The organism is Bacillus sp. LK2 (genome assembly GCF_001043575.1).
GTDB lineage: Bacteria > Bacillota > Bacilli > Bacillales > Bacillaceae_G > Bacillus_A > Bacillus_A paramycoides.
Genome location: NZ_LDUK01000003.1, coordinates 38,574 through 55,583 on the forward strand (window position 1 = coordinate 38,574; position 17,010 = coordinate 55,583).

The following is a 17,010-nucleotide window of genomic DNA, read 5'->3' on the forward strand; positions in this document are numbered from 1 at the left end:
TCGTACCTTCTTCCAATGTAAAATTGCTTATGTTCTTGATTTATCTCTTAACGTAGAAATTATCTCACTAATTTCTGTATGATTTTCTAAAAAATTATTTTCCTGCTTTCTCATTTCCATAAGCCATTCATTAATAACTGTTTTTACATTTTTATCATCATCCAATGAGATTTCTTGAACTGCTTGAAAAACAGGTGAATTTTGTTCATCAGCATACAATTGACACTCTTTTTGAAGACGATTTTTTCCTAACGCATAAGTTATATATGGTTTCCAATTGGATAAATGAAAATGATCACATGTTTTTTGCAAAAGTGCAGATTCAATCATTACTACACTTTCCATTATTTCTTCAATCGTCACATGTGCTTTTTGATATAACATAATTTTATGTTCATTAATCTCCTTAATTCCTTCAGCAAGTGCACGAATTAAGACAATATCACAATTCATTGACAATAAGTAATAGTATAGACCACTATAATAATCACCCGCAAGAACTGTCAATTGACGACGCTTATGGAAACCACTCGTCTCTTCATTTGCTTTATTTGATACTTTTTCATGTGTATCAAGAGCAATTTGTACAAGCATAATCGTTACTACATAATGATCAATTTGTTCTTTATGTAAATTTGCGCTCTTTAATGCGCCATATAACAGCGCTATTTTTTCTTCATCAATAAATGGTTCTTCAATATAGTTTATAAAATAAGGATGGCGTAATTTCTCCATCAAATTCTCTTTAATATCCGCATACCCTCCGTAGATGTCACACACAAAAAATCACCCTTGTTTTCTAATTCATAAAACTTATTATAACACATACATTCTATTTTCTATAATCAAAACTTGGCTACTTCTGCCAAACTGCCACCGAATTAAGTAACAGCTTTCATTCATACGAGTTATCTTCTTCTCTAACAACTACAAACATTCATTTTCAGAAAAGGTGGATGTAACACGTAACCTTTATATTCTTTCTCTTTCATACTAAAACTATATCATTTATTTACATAAAAAAAAAAGAAAAGCAGTTTCCCGCTTTTCTTTACTTCGTCTTAATAAACGATAAAATCTCATTGCGTGCTGCTGCATCTTTTTCTAACACGCCACGTACTGCTGTTGTCACTGTTTTCGCACCAGGTTTTTTCACACCACGCATTGTCATGCACATATGCTCTGCTTCTACGATTACCATTACACCATGCGGCTCTAATACTTCCATAATAGAATTCGCTACTGTTGATGTAATACGTTCCTGTAATTGTGGACGACGTGCAATTGTGTCTACAGTACGAGCTAATTTACTTAGCCCCGTTACTTTTCCACCTTGCGGAATATATGCAACGTGAGCAACTCCATAGAACGGAACAAGATGATGCTCACACATCGAATAAAATGGTATATCTTTTACTAGTACAAGCTCTTCGTGATCTTCTCCGAACACTTTATGTAAATGCTCTTTTGGATCCTCATGCATGCCCGAGAATACTTCTGCGTACATTTTCGCAACACGTTTCGGTGTATCAAGTACTCCTTCACGATTTGGGTCATCTCCGATTGCCTCTAAAATAAGACGTACTGCATGTTCAATTTGCTCTAAATTAACTTTTGCCATCCGCTAGCCCTCCCGAAAAACCTAAAAGTGATACGAACACATTCTAGCATATTTATGTTTTTAAAAGCAAAAAGAAGAGTTTCCAAAAAGGAAACTCTTCTTCCCTGTTAATATGTAAGGATTATTTAACCGCATCTTTTAACGCTTTACCAGGTTTGAATGCAGGTACTTTACTTGCAGCGATTTCAATCTCCTCACCTGTTTGTGGGTTACGACCTTTACGAGCCGCACGCTCACGAACTTCGAAGTTACCGAATCCGATTAGTTGTACTTTATCACCTTGTTTTAAAGCTTCTAAGATAGAATCAAAAACAGCGTCCACTGCTTTTGTTGCGTCCTTTTTAGAAAGGGAACTTGCTTCTGCAACAGCATTGATTAAATCTGTCTTGTTCATGCCATTCACCTCCTCCCAAAGATAAGACTGTATAATGATCATAAAATGAGTCTTACTTTCATTTGTAGGCAATTTTTGCAAATTCTATACTACAAAGATGTAGATAAATCATTATCAACGCCTATATTATACGATTCTCCTTTATAATTCAATATTTTTAAGGAAATTGTTACTCTTAAAATGTGAAAATCTGATGAAACTTGACAAATTACAACAAAGTATTAGATAATGACTGTTTATTTTTCTATTACATAATCAAAAAGAAAGAAAATCCCTCTACAATTAGAGGGATTTTTTTCTTATAATATAATCGCAATTAATCCACCAGATCCTTCATTAATAATTCTTTCTAGCGTTTCTTTCAACTTATATCGAGCGTTTTCTGGCATTAGAGATAACTTCGCTTGAATTCCTTCTCTAACAATGGAGCTGAGAGAGCGCCCAAATATATCAGAATTCCAGATTGATAGCGGATCATCTTCAAAGTCCTGCATCAAATAACGAACTAGTTCTTCACTTTGTTTTTCAGTGCCAATAATCGGTTCAAATGTTGATTCTACATCCACTTTAATCATATGAATAGACGGGGCAACAGCCTTTAATTTAACACCGAATCTTGAACCGTGACGAATAATTTCCGGTTCATCTAAACTCATATCAGCTAACGCAGGCGCCGCTACTCCATATCCTGTTTGTTTTACCATACGTAAAGCATCTGCCACTTGATCATATTCTGTTTTCGCATGAGATAAATCGAGCATAAGTTTCAATAAATGATCTTTCCCTCGAATCTCCACTCCTACTACTTCTTTTAAAATTTGATCATATAATTCATCTGGTGCATATAAATCAATCTCCGCTACCCCTTGCCCCATATCAATGCCAGCTAAACTTGCTCGATCAATAAATTCATATTGACTAAACTGCCAAACGACACGATCCACATCACGAAGACGTTTTATATCCTTCACAGTCTCTTGAACTGCTTCTTGATAACTTTGGCGTAACCAATGTCCTTCATTTAGCACCATTACCCAGCTTGGAAGGTTTACATTCACTTCTAAAACCGGGAACTCAAATAGTGCTTCTCGAAGTACATTATACACATCTGTTTCTCTTAAACTCTCAACACTCATTGCAATTACTGGGATATCATATTCTTCAGATAAACTTTGACGTAACTGCTCTGTATCTGGATGGTATGGCTGCACAGTGTTGATAATCATAATGAAAGGCTTTCCTACTTCTTTTAACTCATTTACAACGCGTTCTTCTGCCTCTATATAATCTCTCCTTGGAATTTCACCAATCGTTCCATCTGTTGTAATAACTACACCAATTGTTGAGTGCTCTTGAATTACTTTACGCGTTCCAATTTCTGCAGCTTCATGGAATGGAATAGGCTCTTCATACCAAGGAGTATTAATCATGCGCGGGCCGTTCTCATCCTCATAGCCTTTTGCTCCTGGAACTGTATATCCAACACAATCTACTAATCGAATATTCACTTCAAGACCTTCATCTACTTCGATAGAAACCGCTTGGTTTGGAACAAACTTCGGTTCCGTCGTCATAATTGTACGACCAGCAGCACTTTGAGGCAGTTCATCCTGCGCTCTTTGACGGTCTGACTCATTTTCAATATTTGGAATAACAACAAGTTCCATAAATTTTTTAATAAACGTTGATTTCCCTGTTCGAACAGCTCCTACAACTCCAAAATAAATATCACCGCCTGTGCGTTCCGCAATATCTTTAAAAATGTCTACCTTTTCCAAGTGATTCCCTCCCTCGAAATTTTTGGGAATAATTCCACATTTATAGTCAACTAATACCTTCTCTAACGTTGCCTATAATATCTGATATAATATAATGGTATTCTAGAAATCCGGACAATATATCATATAATTTTGTCCAATTTCATATGACTATTTAAAAAATACCTTTTGTTTGCATCGCAAGTTGTATAACATAAAAAACCTTTCTTCTAGAACTTATTCGCTAAAAGAAAGGTTCATGACTTATGATTTAAAAAAAATTGGTTCTCCGTCCTTTACTGTATACGGTAAAGAATATGCAGGAACAAATGGGGAATCTTTCGATAGTATATTCCGAATATCTTCCCCTTCCTTAAATTGCCCTTCATTTTTTTTCAACGCTTCATATAAGTCAATTCTATAATCAACGAACACTTCACCTTTTTCATTGATTACAAGAGGAAGTCCCTTTCCAGAATATGGACTTGTCACTTGTGGTACATCTTTATATCCTAGTTTTTTGAAATCCAATTCATAAACACCATCTGTAATTACTTTTTTAAAAGGTGGATATTGATGTTCATCACGATACATCTTAAGCTTTAATGTCACTTCTTGAATTTGTTCCGCCATCCTAACATCAATTAACTTTACTGTTGGATTTGTTTCAACATCTATTAATACATATTGATATACGCCACCACTTTCATATGCATTCCCTGGTGCCTCTTGTATGTATCGAGGAGCAATTTTTTGAAAGTCAATTGGATACTTCTGATAAATCGGTGTACTCATATCACGTGTCTTAATTGGTAATAAACCATCAGTTTGTTCCCTATATGTAGTAATGGCTTTTTGTACAACTTGTAACTGATCTTCATAAGGAATAGCATTTTGTTTCATATTTTCTTTTGGATACATACACCCTGTTAAAATGCTTATGCAACAAAATATTAAAATAATATAGATTTTTTTCACTGACAATCACCTTTTCATGCTAGTATGGACTGTTCCTTTTGTAACATTTATCAACTACACATCCTCTATTGCTCAATAGGACCACTAAATACAACAAGAAAAATAACAATTCCAGATACAATCATGAGGGTGTACGCTACTAACGCTGTAATCCCTTTCAAAAATTTATTCTTCATTTTATGCCTACTTAATAAAATAAAACTTACCGCAAGAAACATAAATCCAATTGAACCTAAAGCAAACCACATTTTTATAAGCCCTTCCGACATATATACACCCCTTTACTTTTTAACTATTTTTATACTATTTTAACAAATTAAAATCTTTAAACAAATAGAAATCCGCATTTTACCGTGAATTAACAAAATTTAAATAAAATAATAAAACCGAAGCACGTTATTTCGCGCTTCGGTTGACCAAATATGCCCTTAACAGCTCTATTCCCATTCTTTCATGACTATCATATGCATTCTCTAAACTCTTTGTTTCTCATATTTTACTTTTTAAACATTTTACTTAACGAGCTAAAATCCGCTGGCATATTATTGTTAATGATTGCTTTTACAATTTGATCCTCTTGCTCTTTTGGCACTTCACGTCCTGCCATTAGAGCAACTTGATGAATCAATTGGCGAAGCACTTTCTCATCACGTAAGTTCGCATTTTGAACAGACGACGCTAATTTAAAAATATCTTCTTTGTTCACTTTCGCTTCTTTTTCAATGTTACTAAAAATGTTGTTATCCATTCTTTTCACCCTCTCCTCAAGTTACTCTTCATCCTATGCAAAAATGAAAAATTGGTGAAAAGACCCATAAAAAATAAAAAAAACGGTAGAAGTACGAAATGTACTTCTACCGCTTTTTTTATAACAAATCAGGTATCGCTTCAACTTCATGTTTTCGAACACGTCCCATCAATGAGCCTACTGCATATTTTACATTATTCTCATTGAACAACACGTCATATAAAGCCGCTGTAATCGGCATTTCAACTTCCATTTTCTCTGCCAGCTCATGGGCAGCTTTCGTTGTTCGTACACCTTCAACAACCATACCCATGCTTTCTAACACTTCTTCTAAAGAGTGTCCTTTTCCAAGCATATTTCCTGCACGCCAATTTCGGCTATGCACACTTGTACAAGTTACAATTAAGTCACCCATACCAGTTAAGCCAGCAAATGTAAGTGGATTTCCGCCCATCTTTCTTCCTAAACGAGCAATTTCCGTTAAACCACGTGTCATTAATGCCGCTTTCGCATTATCACCTAATCCAAGTCCGTCAGTTATTCCGGCAGCTAGTGCAATAATATTTTTTAAAGCACCACCAAGTTCAACTCCAACGATATCTGGATTTGTATATACACGGAAATAGCTATTCATAAACAAATCCTGTACTCCCTCAGCCGCTTCCATACGTTTAGCTGCGGACGTGACAGTTGTCGCTTGACGTAAACCTACCTCTTCAGCATGGCTCGGTCCAGACAGTACAACAACATCTTTGATCAAGTTCTCTGGAATTTCTTCCTCAATCATTTCCGAAATACGTTTTGACGTGCCTGGTTCGATTCCTTTACTTGCATGAATCCAAGTAATTGGTTCTGTAACAATTTCTTTCATCTCTTGCAATACGTCTCTGTACGCTTTCGTCGGTACTACTAGCAGTACTGTGTTTACATCTACTAATGCTTCTTCTAAAGAAGAGTAGGCTACGATTGTGCTTGGCAATGTAATCCCTGGAAGATATCTACTGTTCTCATGCTTTGTATTAATTTCATCCATGAGTTCAGAACGGTTTCCCCAAATACGTACATCATGCCCATTGTCAGCTAATACCATCGCTAACGCTGTTCCCCAGCTACCTGCTCCAATTACTGTGATTTTTGTCATAAAATCACATCCTCTCCATTAGTCTCTTGCTCTAGCGATAATGTGAATCGGCGTTCCTACAAAACCGAACGCTTCACGTAAACGATTCTTTAAGAAGCGCTCATATGAAAAGTGCATTAATTCTGTATCGTTTACAAACACAACAAATGTTGGTGGTTTTACCGCAACCTGTGTCGCATAGAAGATTTTCAGACGGCTACCATTATGAGTCGGCGTTGGATTCATCGCTACCGCATCCATAATTACATCATTTAATACATTCGTTTGTACACGGATACTATGGCTTTCATTTACTTCATTAATAACCGGTAATAATGTTTGTGTACGTTTTTTCGTTTTCGCAGATAAGAATACAATCGGCGCATAATCTAAAAATTGGAAATGAGCACGAATGTTTTCTTCAAATGCTTTCATTGTTTTCTCATCTTTCTTAACTGCATCCCATTTGTTTACGACGATAATAACAGCTCGTCCTGAATCATGAGCATATCCAGCGATTTTTTTATCTTGCTCAATAATTCCTTCTTCTCCGTCTAAAACGACTAAGACAACGTCAGAACGTTCTATCGCTCTAAGTGCACGAAGTACACTATACTTTTCTGTACTTTCGTATACTTTTCCTTTTTTACGCATACCAGCTGTATCGATGATTACATAATCTTGACCATCTTTACTATATGGTGTATCGACAGCATCACGTGTCGTTCCCGCTACATTACTTACAATTACACGTTCTTGACCAAGAAGTGCATTTACAAGTGATGATTTCCCTACGTTTGGACGTCCAATTAAAGAGAAACGGATTGTTTCATCGTCATACGCTTCTTCTTCAATCTTTGGAAAATGATTCGCAGCCTCATCTAACAAATCACCTAGTCCTAAACCGTGCGTACCTGAAATTGGGAATGGCTCGCCAAATCCTAATGCATAAAAATCATAAATATCACTACGCATTTCTGGATTATCAACCTTATTTACCGCAAGTACAACAGGTTTGTTCGAACGATATAAAATTTTAGCAACTTCTTCATCAGCTGCAGTTACACCATCGCGACCATTTGTCATAAAAATGATAACATCTGCTTCATCAATCGCTACTTCCGCTTGTTGACGAATTTGTGTCAAGAACGGCTCGTCTCCAATATCAATTCCACCTGTATCAATAATGTTAAATTCATGATTTAACCATTCTCCCGCACTATAAATACGGTCTCGTGTTACACCTGGAATATCTTCTACGATTGAAACTCTTTCTCCAACAATTCTATTAAAAATAGTAGATTTCCCTACGTTCGGGCGGCCTACTATCGCTATTACTGGTTTCGGCATATACTTTCATCCTTTCAACTTGCTTCTGTTTATTATGTAAAAAACCCTTCTTTGTGCAAGAAGGGATTTGCATTCCAGAATATTTCTCAACGTATCAAAACACCTCACATTATACCACACGTTGCTAATGTTTCACAATAATATATACATTCTCTTGTAAGCGATGCGCAATACCATCTAAAATGGCTTCTAAATTATTTGCAACAAATTCTAGTTCCTCTGTCGACTCACAAACAAATAAAGGGGCACCACCCGCAAATTTTCCCGGCGTTGTTGTAATAACTGCGAGAATAACACTTTCTAACATCATCTCTTATCTCCCCTTCCCTTCGGAGCTTCCGATGACATATGAACAGCACTCTCTAATGTTGGAACATTTCCAATTACCCCTATCGCTTTCTCTGCATCTTGATCTTGCGGAAGAACAAAAATCCCGACTCTCCCATCCTCTAAATCACGCTTCGCTAACGGCACAAGTGCCGGTGTACCAGAATCTTTATATACCCCTAAAGCAACAGAAACATCATGTAAAATAGCTTGACGTTGTCCTAAATTCGCGATTGTAACCATCGCATCGATCGATTTCGGCTTTAAAATAAAGCCCATTCCATATTTCATAATTTCTTCTTGCCTTGCTGGCAATCCAATATTCATAATATAAATATTATCAATATAAAGTCCCGCCCCTTCAAAATGGAGTGGAACATGCTCAATCTCTACAAGATCATGGAGCCTTTTACCAGACATTAGTATTTTCGAGATAAAAAATGCTATTATACCAGTTATTATCCCGGCAATCCACGAATGGAATCCTATATACGCAAACGTTGTCACAAACGACGTTAACATCGCCAAATAGTTACGACTTTCAAATACTAATGCAATTCCTTCAATGTATGTATTGCCACGCGGTACGAGCTCATATCCATCTAATTGTTGAAGTGTATTTCTTTCCATGTTGCGCACATCACGAAATTGCGTCGCTGCTAATGTAAGAAATGTAATTGCAGAAAAATCTTTTTTCAAAATAGACGGGATAGCAATCGCTCCTAAAGCCGCTGCAATTAAACCCATCGCAATATGAATAATTTTTCCATGAAGCCTCGTCGGATATTGCCTCGTATCTGTGCGAAGCATTAACACCCTAGTTACTGTCCCTGCAATTACGCCACATAAAATGGCTGGTGTATATTCAGTCATGTATTACCCTCGTCTTTCTTTTACGTGTTTTCCGCTTAAACTGTTCCATGTATACTGATGCTTTTGCAATCCAAAATAAAATTGCCATAAATAATGTAGAAACGGCGACGATATCAAAAAATGCTAAACTACCGTAATCATAGGGAAAATTTAGTTTCCGAAAAATAAGTGTCACTAGCAATTCGCCTTGTAACATCCCTATATATAAGGAGCATAATCGTAATATGCGATCCCCATGTAATAAAACCGATGCATACACAAGAGCACTACTTAACAAAAACAACCTATCAACCACGATCCAAATCGGATCATATACTTCTAACAAATGAAAACTTGTATATAACATTGCAATAATAAGTGCCGAAAGTAAGGTATATAATTTTTTCCAAATAGAATATTGCGCGATTCCTACAAAAGAAATAAAACAAAGTAAAAGAGCATTTACTGATACCGTGAAAGAAGCGATCGTTACATTTAATGGAGAACAAATAATAAACAGCAATATAGCAGCACTTAACTTCCAGCGAATAGATTCCTTTTTCATAAAAAACGTCACGACAATCCAGCCTATCCAAGCCACAAAATAAAAAGAACTCCCATCCATCGTTACACCTCCTATGTTTTCCATTATGGGAACTTTTTATAAAACTTAATCCTTCTTTTCTTTGTGCATAGTTTTTCTCATAACAGCAACACTTTTAAGTAAGGAGGTGCTATTCATTATGGGTAAAGATCGCCAAGAACGAAAACTAAGAGAGTCACGCCGTGTTGAATCGGATCGCGACCAATCACTTCAATATCCAGGTGCAACAAGTCTTGATACACCGGAGCAAGCTCGAAAGCAAAATCAGCACTAAAAATACAAAAAGACGGTTTCAGCGTTGTATGAAACCGTCTTTTTGCGTAATTATTTTAATAAATTCTATTCATAATATAATTCTTTTGTTTTCGCATTATAAACTCGATTACTTGACGTGGCATCAATCGTAACTATGCCTGTTGTTTTTTTAGGATATGTAATAACATAATACGTATGAAGAGATGAATCTTTACTCTTCACTTCTACACGTACATAATCCGTCTCCCCTATTTCTTTTAACTTTCGTTCAACACCTTTTTTACGCCTGTAATATCTTCTTTTTCTTCTTTAATTTTCCTACTCGCAACGGTATTTCCTTGATCAGAAAGTAATACTACTTCAGCATCACTTAAACTCACTTCATTTGGTATATTAAAATAATAACTTACATACGAATCTTCAGATGGATTTTTTTGTCTTCTCCCAATTCCCTCGGCAAAATTAGCGCTTCCATTCCACTTCCTGCATTCACCATTGGATTCCTATACAATTTATTCCCGACTGCGATTGCAATATTCGCCGTTTTAATTGTCGATTGTACTGTTGTTGAACTAGAACCCCCTTCTCTTACATTTGAAGTTAGTGAAATTTCAACTTTTTGATTATATCCAAAAATCGCTGTATCTTCTCTTATATTCCGTGCATGGATATTAACATCTTCACTATTATACGTAATACGTCCTATTGTATTTTTACTATTTGAAGATATATTTTCTCCTTTTTTATTAACATCCTCCTCTCCTAAATTATCGTAAGTTTTTTCTGTTTTTTTTGACCATTAAATAGCACTCTCTTATCTTGTTTTATCGCTAACCAGTTATATTGAAAAGTTAGCACTCGTTCTGCTTTCCCATTCGTATAATTCGTTTTATACGTCATTGAATACGTTAATTCATACTGTTTATCTTCGATCTCTTTAATATCATCTATCTTAACGTCTAATGTTACCGATTTAAAATCCTTTCTCTCGTTACACAATTCTATATAAGCAGTTAAACCTTTATATGCTTCATCTTGATTCGCATCTACAAAATACGCTCTTAATTCCTCGGCAACACTTTTCCTTTCATTTGCACCACTTTCAATAAATCCAGCATACGCGATTAAATCTTTCTTTACCTCATTCTCAGAAATAATAATACTTTTATTTTTGACCTCTTCATTTTATAAAAAGAAAAAAAACAACCAAACGGTTGATTTTTTATCTCCTACTATAACGCCCAGTATCAATACCACGCTGCATTAACCAATGATATGTTTCACCTTTTACAACAAGAGGTACAGATTGTAACTCTTCTATCGTCTTCGCACCAAGTGCCGTCATGATAAATTTCAAATCCGTATGGAATAGATCGATTTCATCAATTAACTTCTCGACACCGTCCTGCATTAAAATACGTAAAAAGTATCCAGCAAACGCCGTTGTATTCGCCCCTAATGCGATTGCTTTTGCGACATCAAGCGCTGTTTGTATGCCTCCAGATGCAATAAGAGAGAGGTTATTATTTGTAGAGGATGCTTCAATGATCGAGGTAGCTGTTTGTATGCCCCAGTTATTAAAATAAGAAAGCATTCGCTGTCTTCTTTCGTTTTCAACAGCAGCAAAGTTCGTACCACCTTGTCCGCCGATATCAACCGCTGTAACCCCTATATTTACTAACTGTTGCACCGTTTCCTTACTCATCCCAAAACCTACTTCTTTTACAATGACAGGAACTTTGCTCTTTAAAATAATTTGCTCAATTCGCTGAAGTACCCCCGTAAAATCACGGTCTCCTTCAGGCATCGTTAACTCTTGTATAACATTTAAATGAATTTGCAGTGCGTTTGCTTCAATCATATCAACGGCACGCTCTGCCTGTTCAACAGTTGCCTCACTACCCAAATTAGCAAAGAAAATACCATTTGGGTTTACCTTTCTGATGATCTTATAAGAGGCCGCCTCACTTTCATCTTTTAACGCTGCCATTTGCGAACCTACAGCCATTGCAAGTTTGTGATGTTTCGCTACATATGCTAATTGCTCATTAATATGTAACGTTTGCTCTCCACCACCACCAGTCATCGCATTGATAAAAATCGGCGAACTTAGTGAAAGTTCGCCGATTTTTGTTTCACATGTTACACTATCAACACTTGAGTTTGGCAAGCTTTGATGCACAAACTCAATGTCATGAAAGCCATGTGTACGAGACTGTCCAGTAGAAAGAGCGTATTCAATATGATCTAATTTACGTTTTGCCCTTACCACTTGTACCCCTCTTTATTTCTTTAATTTTTTCAGTTGTTCACCGATAATATCACTTAATTGGAACGTTGCAGAATCAGAATTCGGCTCGTATTGGCTATAATCTTCTACTACATTATTTTCTTCAAGCGCTTCTTTTATGCTTAAAGAAATACGTTTTTCTGCCACGTGTACTTCAAGTACTTTAACCGTTACTTCCTGTCCCATTTCTAGTACTTCATTTGGATTTTTCACATGACGATTTGCAATTTGAGATACATGCACAAGACCTTCAACGCCAGGTAAAATTTCAACAAATGCACCGAATGTAACAAGACGCTTTACTACTCCCTCGCGAATATCTCCAGCTTTTATTTCACTAGCAACATTTTCCCAAGGTCCTGGCTGAGCCGCCTTAATCGATAAAGAAATACGCTGTGTATCTGCATCAACAGACAACACTTTCACCTTTACCTTTTGACCTTGCTCTAATACTTCAGAAGGTTGTTCCACACGTTCGTGTGAAATTTGTGAAATGTGAACTAAACCGTCCACACCGCCTACATTTACGAATGCACCAAAATCAGTTAATCGTTGTACTGTTCCCTCTACGATATCTCCTTCTTTCAACGAAGAAATCGCTTCTTTTTTCTTAGAATCTAGTTCTTGTTCTACTACCGCTTTATGCGAAAGGATAACACGATTTTTTTCACGGTCTAATTCAACAATTTTCACCGCTAACGCTTTCCCTTTATATTCAGTAAAATCTTCTACATAATGCACTTCTACAAGTGAAGCTGGAATAAAGCCACGAACACCAAGATCCACAACTAAACCACCATTCACGATATCCTTTACAGTAACATCAAATACATGACCTGAAGTAAATTTCTCTTGTAATTCTACCCAAGCTTTTTCTGCATCAATAGCTCTCTTAGATAATACAAGATCATCATCTTCTAATTTAATAATTTTCAATTCAAGAGTTTGATCTAATTCTACAACATCGCTTGCTTTTTCAATATGAACGTTAGCTAATTCACTAATTGGAATCACACCATCTGTTTTGTATCCAATATTTACAAGAACTTGTTTCTCTTCAACTTTCGTTACAGAACCTGTAACAACGTCACCAACTTGTAATTCTTTTGAATTCATAACTTCTTCATTCATTTTTTCTACCATGGAAATACCTCCCTACAGAATTGACAAAGCATTTTTATGTATATACGAAATGAAAACTAATGTTTTCATTTGCATGTTATAAGAATTTATCATCACATACTCATTTTCAATACATTTTACAAGAAAATCTATTAAACCTATATAAATAGTATACAGCAAAATCGTCTTGAATAAAGTATGTTTTGAAATATAATAGCGAATATATTCTGACAGTTTTATTCCTCTCTAACTAACTTCTTATAAATCGACTCATTTGTCAAGACAAGCGACTCATAATTCACTTATCCTTTACAATTCTAAACAAACAAAAAAGAAAGAGGATTATCCTCTTTCTTTATTTTGCAAACACCCCTGAAACAATCCCCATAATTTTTTGGACAACTTCTTCAATTGATAAAGAAGTTGTATCTAATTCCAATGCATCATCGGCTTTTTTTAGAGGAGACACTTCACGCTCTGAATCTAATTTATCACGCTGAGCAATTTCTTCTTTTAACTGCTCTAAATTAGAATCGAAACCTTTATTCATATTTTCTAAATGTCTTCTTTCCGCTCTTTCTTCTACAGAAGCAAGCATAAAGATTTTCACTTCAGCATCTGGTAGTACATGTGTACCAATGTCACGGCCATCCATTACTACACCGCCTTTTTTAGCTAATTCTTGTTGACGACGTACCATTTCTTCACGAACAAGACGATGTTTTGCCACTATAGATACTCGATTCGTCACATCAGGCGTACGAATAACCTCAGAAACATCTTGTCCATTTAAAAATACAAGTTGCGTATTTTCTCCTTGCTGAAATTCAATATTCACATTTTTTACAACTTCCATTAACTTTTCTTCATTTTCAATATCCACTTTTTGTTCAAGGGCTGCATATGTAATAGTACGGTACATTGCACCTGTATCAATGTAAACATATGAAAGTTTTTTTGCAACAACTTTTGCAACTGTACTCTTTCCAGCAGCCGCTGGACCATCTATAGCAATCGAAATTCGTTTATCCATTGTAACACCTCATTTTTTACTTATAATACAAAACGAAAAGCAGGTATTCGCCCCCTGCTTCTTCTCGTTTGCTTCACGTCATTAAATCCTCAATTATTGTAGCATAATCCATCATAGAAGAAAATGAAAACTACTTATTCACCTTCAAAATTTCCGTCTTATTTTTCGTGACGACACCTTCGTAATAAACAATTTTTGATAAATATTTCACTGAAGATTTATGTATAAAGAGTAGCTGTACAACAGAAAGACAAATAAATTGAATTAGCAATATACGAATAAATATTTTCTCCACTTTTTTCAAAACACTCGCTCCTTTTCCCTCTATACTCACGCATCTAATTTCATAAATTTATATAAATAAAACTCCACCTAATAGCTACTTCGCGCAACGCACATGAAGTAATTAAGTTTATTGTCATTTTCTAAGCGTACTTTTATACATTTTCATTGTCGAATTTACTCAAAACATGTTATGTTCTAAATGTATTTTTTAACTCGAAAGGGGTATAAGCATTGAAAAGAATCCTAGTTTTACACACAGGTGGAACAATTGCAATGGAGGAAGATAAAGAAACTGGGGTCGTACAACCAGGCGAAAAAAATCCTCTTTTGAAATTTATTCCTGATTTAGAAGGCGATGTTGATTTAATTGTTGAAGATGTGTTCCATCTTCCATCTCCTCATATGACTCCTAGCGAAATGCTACAATTACAAGTCATCATTGACGAAAGAGCAAAACAAGACGATATTCATGGCGTAGTCATTACGCATGGTACGGATACATTAGAAGAGACAGCTTATTTTCTTGATTTAACAGTGCAAGCAACTATTCCAATCGTTGTGACAGGGGCAATGCGTTCTAGTAACGAATTAGGTGCTGATGGTCTATACAACTTCTTATCCGCTGTAAAAGTTGCTAGTAGTAATGAAGCTGCTGAAAAGGGCGTTCTAGTTGTATTAAATGATGAAATACATTGCGCAACAAATGTAACAAAAACACATACAAGTAATGTTGCGACATTCCAAAGCCCGCAATACGGACCAATCGGTATGGTAACGAAACGTGGTGTTGTTTTCCATCATGCTTTAGTGCATCACGAAACATATACAATACGACAAATCTCTAAAAACGTTGTCGTTCTAAAAGCATACGCAGGTATGGATGATACATTATTATCAGCAATCGAATCACTACCAGTAGACGGAATTGTTATTGAAGCGCTCGGACAAGGTAATTTACCTCCAAGAACACTCCCTAGTCTAGGACGATTAATAGACAAAGGAATTCCGGTTGTATTAGTTTCTCGTTGCTTCAACGGTATCGTTCAAGACGTATACTCTTATGAAGGTGGCGGAAAACAATTAAAAGATATGGGCATTGTTTTCACATATGGCTTAAACGCTCAAAAAGCACGAATTAAATTACTAGTCGCACTAGAGAATACAAATTCTCACGAAACAATCCAAAACATGTTTATGCACGAATAAAAAGAAGCTGTCGAGGTTTTCGACAGCTTCTTTTTATTGTCTTGATGCAATGGTTTGCGCAATCGCATCTCCATGGAATCTTCCGTTTTCGATAAATATTTCATTTGCATTATTTCCCGCAGCAATTACACCTGCAATAAAAATATTTTCAGCGTTTGTTTCCATACTGTCTTCTGTATAAATCGGGCGCCCTGTTTCTTCATCAATCCGAACTCCCATTTTTGTTAAGAAGCTGTGATCCGGATGGTAACCAGTCATAGCAAATACAAAATCGTTTTGAATTGTATGCGCCTTACCCTCTACTGTATATGTTAACGTATGTTCCGTAATTTCTTTTACATGCGCATGAAAATGCATTTGAATTGTTCCATTTCGTACTAATGCCTCAAATTCCGGCAAAATCCATGGCTTAATACTCGGTGAGTATTCCCCACCACGGTATAACACCGTTACACGTGCACCCGATTTAACAAGTTCTAACGCCGCATCTACACTTGAATTTTTACCACCTATTACAACGACATCTCGATCAAAATAAGGATGCCCTTCTTTGAAATAATGCGCTACTTTTTCTAGCTGCTCACCAGGTACATTCATATAATTCGGATTATCATAATATCCAGTCGCTACAACAATGTACTTCGCCACATATATTTTTTTACTTCCGTCACGCTTCGTCGTTTCAACTTTAAAAACATCACCATCTTTTTGGACTTGTTCCACGCGTTCAAATGCATTTACACGCACCGACTTACGTTTTACTACTTCACGATAATATGCAAGTGCTTGATTACGAACTGGTTTACGGTTCTCTGTAATGAAAGCAACTTCACCAATTTCTAATTTTTCACTAGAAGAGAAAAACGTTTGATGGGTTGGATAATTATAAATTGCATTTACAATGTTTCCTTTTTCAATTACTAACGGATTTATCCCTACCTTTTGTAGCGAAATTGCCGCTGCTAATCCACATGGGCCGCCTCCAATAATAATAGCTGTTTCTTTTTGCATACTCGATTCACTCCTAGTCTTCTGCCTCTACTCTATTTATATAAACAAGAAAAAACC

Annotated in this window: 19 protein-coding genes and 1 pseudogene; 2 read left to right on the forward strand and 18 right to left on the reverse strand. The window is 35.9% G+C overall.

The annotated features are described in order from the left end of the window. Positions 1-27: 27 nt before the first annotated feature. The 12 genes from VK90_RS03255 to VK90_RS03310 form a co-directional block, all read right to left on the reverse strand. On the reverse strand, positions 28-780 hold the full coding sequence (locus VK90_RS03255; protein ID WP_048370430.1) for a heptaprenyl diphosphate synthase component 1: 753 nt from the start codon (positions 778-780) through the stop codon (positions 28-30). Between the two features lie 271 nt (positions 781-1,051). Then, positions 1,052-1,621, reverse strand: a complete 570-nt coding sequence (folE, locus tag VK90_RS03260; protein WP_002171157.1) for a GTP cyclohydrolase I FolE — start codon at positions 1,619-1,621, stop codon at positions 1,052-1,054. Positions 1,622-1,742: 121 nt separating this feature from the next. Next, positions 1,743-2,015, reverse strand: coding sequence for an HU family DNA-binding protein (locus VK90_RS03265; RefSeq protein WP_001043860.1), 273 nt, complete (start codon positions 2,013-2,015; stop codon positions 1,743-1,745). A 299-nt stretch (positions 2,016-2,314) separates the two neighbouring features. Continuing rightward, positions 2,315-3,793 (reverse strand): stage IV sporulation protein A, encoded by a 1,479-nt coding sequence (spoIVA, locus tag VK90_RS03270; RefSeq protein WP_000416521.1) that lies wholly within the window; start codon positions 3,791-3,793, stop codon positions 2,315-2,317. A gap of 243 nt (positions 3,794-4,036) precedes the next feature. Further along, positions 4,037-4,750: a hypothetical protein gene (locus VK90_RS03275; RefSeq protein WP_048370432.1), complete on the reverse strand. Its 714-nt coding sequence runs from the start codon at positions 4,748-4,750 to the stop codon at positions 4,037-4,039. 65 nt (positions 4,751-4,815) lie between these two features. Then, entirely contained in the window at positions 4,816-5,019 is a 204-nt protein-coding gene (locus VK90_RS03280) for a DUF2768 domain-containing protein (RefSeq protein WP_002171155.1), read from the reverse strand. Between the two features lie 227 nt (positions 5,020-5,246). After that, a complete protein-coding gene (locus VK90_RS03285) occupies positions 5,247-5,498 on the reverse strand; it encodes a stage VI sporulation protein F (protein WP_002171154.1) in 252 nt (83 codons plus the stop codon). Positions 5,499-5,616: 118 nt separating this feature from the next. Further along, a complete protein-coding gene (locus tag VK90_RS03290; RefSeq protein WP_025147237.1) occupies positions 5,617-6,639 on the reverse strand; it encodes an NAD(P)H-dependent glycerol-3-phosphate dehydrogenase in 1,023 nt (340 codons plus the stop codon). An 18-nt stretch (positions 6,640-6,657) separates the two neighbouring features. Then, positions 6,658-7,968, reverse strand: a complete 1,311-nt coding sequence (gene der / locus VK90_RS03295; RefSeq protein ID WP_025147238.1) for a ribosome biogenesis GTPase Der — start codon at positions 7,966-7,968, stop codon at positions 6,658-6,660. 124 nt (positions 7,969-8,092) lie between these two features. Then, positions 8,093-8,278: a capping complex subunit for YIEGIA gene (locus VK90_RS03300; RefSeq protein WP_048370434.1), complete on the reverse strand. Its 186-nt coding sequence runs from the start codon at positions 8,276-8,278 to the stop codon at positions 8,093-8,095. Continuing rightward, the gene (locus VK90_RS03305; protein WP_025147239.1) at positions 8,275-9,168 is read right to left on the reverse strand and encodes a YIEGIA family protein; all 894 of its coding nucleotides are present in this window, start codon (positions 9,166-9,168) and stop codon (positions 8,275-8,277) included. Before VK90_RS03305 ends, VK90_RS03300 begins: the two co-directional genes overlap by 4 nt. After that, positions 9,161-9,772: a YphA family membrane protein gene (locus VK90_RS03310; protein WP_048370436.1), complete on the reverse strand. Its 612-nt coding sequence runs from the start codon at positions 9,770-9,772 to the stop codon at positions 9,161-9,163. The genes VK90_RS03305 and VK90_RS03310 overlap by 8 nt, the downstream gene beginning before the upstream one ends. 118 nt (positions 9,773-9,890) lie before the next feature. Between VK90_RS03310 and VK90_RS27510 the strand changes: the two genes are divergently transcribed. Further along, positions 9,891-10,025: a YpzI family protein gene (locus tag VK90_RS27510; RefSeq protein ID WP_000513901.1), complete on the forward strand. Its 135-nt coding sequence runs from the start codon at positions 9,891-9,893 to the stop codon at positions 10,023-10,025. Between the two features lie 65 nt (positions 10,026-10,090). On the opposite strand, the pseudogene VK90_RS30485 reads toward VK90_RS27510, so the two are convergent. From VK90_RS30485 to VK90_RS30095, 5 genes and pseudogenes are all read right to left on the reverse strand, one after another. Next, a pseudogene (locus VK90_RS30485) lies at positions 10,091-10,906 on the reverse strand (hypothetical protein). A gap of 322 nt (positions 10,907-11,228) precedes the next feature. Beyond that, the gene (gene fni / locus VK90_RS03325; protein WP_048370441.1) at positions 11,229-12,278 is read right to left on the reverse strand and encodes a type 2 isopentenyl-diphosphate Delta-isomerase; all 1,050 of its coding nucleotides are present in this window, start codon (positions 12,276-12,278) and stop codon (positions 11,229-11,231) included. A 12-nt stretch (positions 12,279-12,290) separates the two neighbouring features. Further along, a complete protein-coding gene (gene rpsA, locus VK90_RS03330) occupies positions 12,291-13,439 on the reverse strand; it encodes a 30S ribosomal protein S1 (RefSeq protein WP_048370443.1) in 1,149 nt (382 codons plus the stop codon). A 334-nt stretch (positions 13,440-13,773) separates the two neighbouring features. Then, positions 13,774-14,451, reverse strand: a complete 678-nt coding sequence (cmk, locus tag VK90_RS03335) for a (d)CMP kinase (protein ID WP_002171142.1) — start codon at positions 14,449-14,451, stop codon at positions 13,774-13,776. 130 nt (positions 14,452-14,581) lie between these two features. Continuing rightward, complete coding sequence (locus VK90_RS30095) at positions 14,582-14,755, reverse strand: DUF5359 family protein (RefSeq protein ID WP_082147772.1); 174 nt, start codon at positions 14,753-14,755, stop codon at positions 14,582-14,584. A 212-nt stretch (positions 14,756-14,967) separates the two neighbouring features. On the opposite strand from VK90_RS30095, the gene ansA reads away from it, so the two are divergent. Further along, positions 14,968-15,942 (forward strand): asparaginase, encoded by a 975-nt coding sequence (gene ansA, locus VK90_RS03345; protein WP_071721169.1) that lies wholly within the window; start codon positions 14,968-14,970, stop codon positions 15,940-15,942. 33 nt (positions 15,943-15,975) lie between these two features. Here ansA and VK90_RS03350 read toward each other — a convergent pair whose 3' ends face one another. Continuing rightward, a complete protein-coding gene (locus VK90_RS03350) occupies positions 15,976-16,953 on the reverse strand; it encodes a YpdA family putative bacillithiol disulfide reductase (RefSeq protein WP_048370447.1) in 978 nt (325 codons plus the stop codon). Between the last annotated feature and the right edge of the window lie 57 nt (positions 16,954-17,010).